Source organism: Myxococcus sp. XM-1-1-1 (assembly GCF_020037095.1).
In the GTDB taxonomy this organism is placed as follows: Bacteria; Myxococcota; Myxococcia; order Myxococcales; family Myxococcaceae; genus Myxococcus; species Myxococcus fulvus.
In genome coordinates this window covers 118727-125031 of record NZ_JAIQDH010000027.1, presented here as the reverse complement: position 1 = coordinate 125031, position 6305 = coordinate 118727, and the positions used below count along the sequence as shown (strand labels likewise).

Annotated in this window: 3 protein-coding genes; all 3 read left to right on the top strand. The window is 68.7% G+C overall.

The genetic code is table 11. The annotated features are described in order from the left end of the window. Positions 1-15 precede the first annotated feature (15 nt). The 3 genes from K8640_RS36490 (at position 16) to K8640_RS36480 (ending at position 6294) form a co-directional block, all read left to right on the top strand. Positions 16-4584, top strand: coding sequence for an amino acid adenylation domain-containing protein (locus K8640_RS36490; RefSeq protein WP_370640433.1), 4569 nt, complete (start codon positions 16-18; stop codon positions 4582-4584). Between the two features lie 99 nt (positions 4585-4683). After that, positions 4684-5175 carry a nuclear transport factor 2 family protein gene (locus K8640_RS36485; protein ID WP_223751316.1) on the top strand — a complete coding sequence of 164 codons (492 nt, stop codon included), beginning with the start codon at positions 4684-4686 and terminating at the stop codon, positions 5173-5175. Positions 5176-5190: 15 nt separating this feature from the next. Continuing rightward, positions 5191-6294 (top strand): serine hydrolase, encoded by a 1104-nt coding sequence (locus K8640_RS36480; protein ID WP_223751315.1) that lies wholly within the window; start codon positions 5191-5193, stop codon positions 6292-6294. Positions 6295-6305: the final 11 nt, after the last annotated feature.

Genomic DNA, 6305 nt, shown 5'->3' with positions numbered 1-6305 from the left:
CGCCTCGACTTCCAGGTGAAGGTGCGTGGCTTCCGTGTCGAGTTGGGCGAAGTCGAGTCCGTCCTCCGCATGGCTCCGGGCCTGCGTGACGCCGCAGCCGTCGTCCGCGAGGACGTCCCGGGCGACAAGCGCCTCATCGGCTACGTCGTCCTCGGCACTGACACTCCGCTTGACGCAGAGGCCCTCCGTGCCTTCCTCCTCCAGCGCCTCCCCGAGTACATGGTGCCCTCCGCCTTCGTCTCCCTGGCGGCCCTGCCCCTGACTCCCTCCGGGAAGCTCGCTCGCAACCGTCTCCCTGCTCCGGACGTCGACGCCTTGCGTGGCGACTCCTCCTTCGTCGCTCCTCGCAATCCCGCCGAGGAGAAGCTCGCTTCCATCTTCTCCTCCGTCCTTCGCCTGGAGCGCGTTGGCGTCACCGACAACTTCTTCTCCCTCGGTGGCCACTCGCTCCTCGCCACCCAGGTCATCTCTCGCATCCGCTCTTCCTTCGGCGTCGAGCTGCCTCTGCGGGCCCTCTTCGAGGCCCCCACCGTCGCCTCTCTCGCCTCGCGCATCTCCTCCGCTTCTCGCGAGGCCCTCGGCGCTCAGCCTCCTCCCATCCTCCCTGTTCCTCGCACCGGGCCTCTCCCCCTCTCCTTCGCCCAGCAGCGCCTCTGGTTCATCGACCAGCTCCAGCCCGGCTCTTCCACCTACAACATGCCTTCCTTCGTGCGCCTCTCAGGCCCACTCGATTCGAAGGCCCTCCAGCTCAGCTTCGACTCCCTCGTCTCTCGCCACGAAGCGCTGCGCACGACCTTCTTCGAGCACGACGGTCAGCCCTTCCAGCGCGTCAGTCCGAACGGAGAGCTACCGCTGACGCGGGTCGACCTGCGGGGACTCGACGAAGAGTCCTCACGCACGGAGATCCAGCGAAGGTTGCGTGAGGAGTACCAGCGGCCCTTCGACCTCTCCACGGGTCCGCTCATCCGCGCTCAGCTCCTGGAGCTCAGCGACACCGAGCACGTCCTCGCCCTCAACATGCACCACATCGTCTCCGACGGTTGGTCCATGGGTGTCCTCATCCAGGAGGTCGCCGCCCTCTACGACGCCTTCTCCCACGGCAGGCCTTCTCCCCTCGCCCCTCTCTCCATCCAGTACGCCGACTTCTCCGTCTGGCAGCGCTCCTGGCTCCAGGGCCCTGTCCTTGACGCTCAGATCGACTACTGGCGGCACCAGCTCACGGGCATCCAGCCCCTGGCGATGCCCATCGACAAGGCCCGGCCTCCGCTCCAGACCTTCCGAGGCGCCACGCAACCCGTCCTCATTCCCCAGGCCGTCACCGCGAAGCTCAAGGCGCTCTGCCAGCGTGAAGGCTCCACGCCCTTCATGGCGCTGCTCGCGGCGTGGCAGCTGCTGCTCTCGCGGCACAGCGGACAGGACGACATCGCCGTCGGCTCGCCCATCGCCGGCCGTCACCGCTCCGAGGTCGAAGGCCTCATCGGCTTCTTCGTCAACACGCTCGTCTTCCGTGCCCGCATCGCTCCACGCGCTTCGTTCGTCGAGCTGTTGCGTCAGGTGCGTGAGACCGCGCTCGGCGCCTACGCGCACCAGGACATCCCCTTCGAGCGACTCGTCGAGGAGCTGCATCCCGCGCGCGACCTGAGCCGCAGCCCCCTGTTCCAGGCCCTGTTCGTCCTCCAGAACACGCCCGAGTCCTCCATCCAGAAGACCGAGCTGACGCTGAGCCCGGTCGACGTGGGCTCCGTGGTCGCCACCGCCAAGTTCGAGCTTCAGCTGAACCTGACGGAGACCCCGGACGGCGTCTTCGGAGGACTCGGCTACAACACGGACCTGTTCGAGCGAGCCACCATCGAGCGCCTGGCCCGGCACTTCGAGCAGCTCGTCGAGGCCATCACCCAGCGCCCCGAGGCCGCCCTCTCCGAGCACGCCATGCTCACGGAGGACGAGCGCCGCGACGTCCTCGGCACCTGGGCCCTCGCGCCCGCGAGAGTGTCCACGGACTCCACGCTCCCGGAGGTCTTCGGCCGCGTCGTGGCCCAGACTCCCGATGCCGTCGCGCTCATCCACGGCGATACGAGCCTCACGTACCGACAGCTCGACGAACGCTCGAACCAGCTCGCCCGACACCTGCGCGCCCTCGGCATCTCCACGGACTCCCGCGTCGCGCTCGCCCTCGAGCGGTCACCCGAGCTCGTCATCACCCTGGTCGCCATCCTCAAGGCCGGCGCCGCCTACGTCCCGCTCGACACGTCCTATCCGCGGGAGCGTCTGGTCTCCATGCTCGAGGACTCGCGGCCCGGAGCCCTCATCACCACGAGGGCTCTGCTCCCCAACCTCCCCGCGGAGGGCCTCACCACGGTCCTCCTGGACGAGGTCTCACTGGCGCACCAGTCCATCGACGCCGTGCCGCACGCCGCCCTCCCGGATTCGCTCGCCTACGTCGACTTCACGTCCGGCTCCACGGGCAGGCCCAAGGGCGTTGGCAGCACCCATCGCAACGTCATCCGCACGCTCATTGGCACCGACTACACGCGGTTCGGTCCCGAGCAGACGCACCTGCTGCTCGCGCCCATCTCCTTCGACGCCTCGACGTTCGAAATCTGGGGCGCGCTGCTGCACGGCGCGCGACTGGTCATCCTCCCGCCGCACGCGCCCTCGCTCGAGGAGCTCTTTCAGGCCATCGCCCGCCACGGCGTCACCACGCTCTGGGCGACCAGTGGTCTGTTCGCGCAGCTCGTCGAGGCCCGTCTGCCCGCGCCCGCCTCGCTCCAGCGCGTCCTCACGGGCGGCGACGTCGTCTCGCCGCTCCACGTCCGCCGCGCGCTGACGGAGTGGGGAGTGCCCGTGGGCCACGCCTACGGCCCCACCGAGACCACGGTCTTCGCCACGATGTTCACCATCGAGGGCGTGGAGGACATCGGGACCACGCTGCCCATCGGCCGCCCCATCCTCGGCACGAGCGTCCGGGTCCTGGACGCGTCGCTTCAGCCCGTCCCCGTCGGTGTCACGGGCGAGCTGTTCATCGGCGGCGAGGGCCTCGCGCGGGGCTACGTCGGCCAGCCTTCGCTCACCGCGGAGCGCTTCATCCCCGACCCGTTCTCCTCCGAGCCCGGCGCTCGCCTCTACCGCACCGGCGACCTCGTTCGCTGGCGGCATGACGGCCTGCTGGACTTCGTCGGCCGCGCGGACGCGCAGGTCAAGGTCCGAGGCTTCCGCATCGAGCTGTCCGAGGTCGAGTCGGCCCTGCTCGCGCATCCCGCCATCCGGGAGGCCGTGGCCATCGCGCGCGAGGACGTCCCTGGTGACAAGCGCCTCGTCGGCTACTTCGTGGGTGACGACGTGGACACGACGTCGCTGCGCGCCTTCCTCAAGTCGCGGCTACCCGAGTTCATGGTGCCGTCGTCCCTGCTGCGGCTCGCCGCGCTCCCGCTCACCGCGAACGCGAAGCTGGACCGCAAGTCGCTGCCGGCTCCCGAGTCCGTCCTCGGCGCACCGTCCGAGACGTACGTCGCGCCGCGCACGCCTACCGAGGAGCTGCTCGCGTCCATCTGGGCGGACGTCCTCCGAGTCCCCCAGGTCGGCGTCTCGGATGACTTCTTCGAGCTGGGTGGCCACTCGCTGCTCGCCATCCGCTTGATGGCGCGGATTCGCGAGCGGACGGGCAGCTCGCTCCCCGTCACCGCGCTCTTCCAGGGCTCCAGCATCGAGCGACTGGCCTCCGTGCTCGAAGTGCAGCAAGCCGGAGTGCGCGCCCTGCCGAACCTCGTGCGACTCGACGCGGGCACGTCCACCGAGCGCCCGCTGTTCCTCGTCCACGGCGGCGGCGGCAGCGCGCTGGGCTACACGGAGCTGGTGCGCGGGCTCACGCCGAGCCGTCCCATCCACGGCTTCTCCGCCAGCGGGCTCGACGGGGGAGAGCTGCCTCCGGCCTCGGTCGAGGTCCTCGCGCGCGACTACCTGTCGCAGCTTCGCGTCGTGCAGCCCAAGGGGCCGTACCTGCTCGCGGGCTGGTCCTTCGGCGGGCTCGTCGCGCACGAGATGGCGCGTCGACTCCAGGCGCAGGGTGAGCAGGTGGAGCTGCTGGTCCTGGTCGACAGCCACGCGCCCAAGCCGGAGCCGCGCCCCGCCCCCGAGGCGCTCACGCAGCTGGTCTCGTTCGCGCACATCCTGGGGCTGCCGTGGCGGGGGCTGCCAGTGGACCGGGAGCAACTGACGCGGCTCGAGGGGCGCGAGCGACTGGCGTATCTGCTGGAGCAGGCGCGGGTCGCCTCCCCGGGGTTGGCGTTGGACCTCGACACGGCGGAGCGGCTCTTCGCCCTCTATCAGCGGATGAGCGCCGCACAGCGGGCCTACGTCCCCACGGGCGCGCCGTACGAAGGGCCCAGCGTGCTCATCCGGGCCAGCACGCCGCTCGAAGGCGTGACGGTGACGCCGGACCTCGGCTGGGGTGCGTGGCTCGCGACCGCGCCCACGGTGCACGAGGTCCCGGGAGACCACTACACGATGCTGCGCGCGCCGCATGTCGACACGCTCGCGGCGCTGTTCGAGCAGCTCCTCGCGGCGCTGAAGCGGGACGCGGCCTGACGTCTCCCGTCAGGCGCGACACGACGGAATAAGCGCGGCGGCCCTGGGTTTCCAGGTCCGCCGCGCGAACACACCCCGCCGTCCTGTCACGGAGCCCGCGTGAAGCTGTCTCTCCTGCTGCTCTCCTGTCTCGTGTCGCTGCCCGCCTTCGCGCAAGCAACAGCCAAGGACACCACCGCGGCGCGTCAGCAGATCACCGCCGTGGTCGACGACTTCCGCGACGCCATCCTCCAGAAGGACAAGAAGAAGTTCCTCGGCTTGTTCCTGCGCGAGGACATCACCTGGCAGTCCGTCGATGGCGACGAGCTCATGAAGCGCCGTCGTCAGAAGAACCCCCAGGCGACCCGAATCAATCTGACGGCACGCGAGACTCCGACGCGGTTCATCGACGGAATCGTGGCGGACAAGGGGCGTAGCGAGGAGAAGTTCATCAACGTCCGCATCGACACGGACGGAACCATCGCCTCGGTCTCCTTCGAGTTCACCTTCCTCTTCGATGACCGCGTCATCAACCGAGGACAGGAGAGCTGGCACCTGGTGAACACGGACTCGGGCTGGAAGATCGCCTCCGTCATCTGGTCCAACAACTAGGGCGGGTGAAACGACATGGCCCTCCTCTCTGTCCTCGCCCTCGCGTCCTTCTGCTTGGGGGCCGCGCCCCAGGACCCCGTCGCCGCGAAACTCGACGCCCACCTCCGGACCTATGTCGACAAGGAGGGTTTTCGCGGCGCGGTGCTCGTCGCGAAGGACGGGAAGGTGATTCATCGTGCCGCGTACGGACTGGCGGACGAGAAGGGCAAGCGCCCCAATCAGGTGGACTCCCAGTTCCTCATCGGCTCTCTCACCAAGTCCTTCACCGCCGTGACGGTGATGCAGTTGGTGGAGGATGGCACCCTGGACCTCCAGACGCCCATTTCGCGCTACCTCCCGAAGCTGCGCGCCGACCTGGGCAACAGCCTGACGCTCCACCTGCTGCTCAAGCAGCAGTCCGGACTGCCCACGCACCTGGACTCCCTGGTGGAGCGCGAGTCCAAGACGGATGTCTCCTCCGAGGAGATATTGCGGCTCATCAACACCGCGCGACTCTCGTTCAAGCCTGGAACGAAGTACGAGTACTCCAATCTGAACTACCACCTCGCGGCCCTCGTCATCGAAGCCGTCACGGGGAGGTCCCATGCGCAGGTGCTCCAGGCGAAGACCTTCGGTCCGCTCGCGATGTCGGACTCGGGCATCGAGCGCGCCACGAACGTCCCGCCCAAGCGGTCATTCGGCTACGCCAAGGGCTTGCTGGGCGTTTCACGCGACGAGAACAACGTCTCCTATGCCCTGGGCTCGGGCGACATCTACGCGACGGTCGATGACCTGTACACCTGGGCCCAGGCGCTCTTCGGAGTGAAGTGGCTCTCCGCGGAGAGCAGGACGCGGCTGTTCACAGGAGGGACGCGCGAGCAGGGCTACTACGGCTATGGCTTCCGGATTCAGCCCTACCAGCGAGGCCCCGGCGTCCAGGAGCGCGGCGTACTGGTGCGGCACGGAGGCTCGATGGATGGCTTCCTCTCCAATCTCCACCACTACACCGAGGACCGACTGACCGTGATTGTCCTCGGGAACGTGCGGCCCTTCCCCATCCGCGAGCTGACGTTCGAGCTGAAGGAGCTGGCTCTGGGGTTCGAGCCCGGGAGCCGCTCGCGCGCGGAGCTTGACGAGTAACCCCGCGGCTC

What these genes read in the sequence shown, in the direction of transcription:
- K8640_RS36480 (WP_223751315.1), top strand. Translation starts at nt 5,191, where the DNA reads ATGGCCCTCCTCTCTGTCCTCGCCCTCGCGTCCTTCTGCTTGGGGGCC.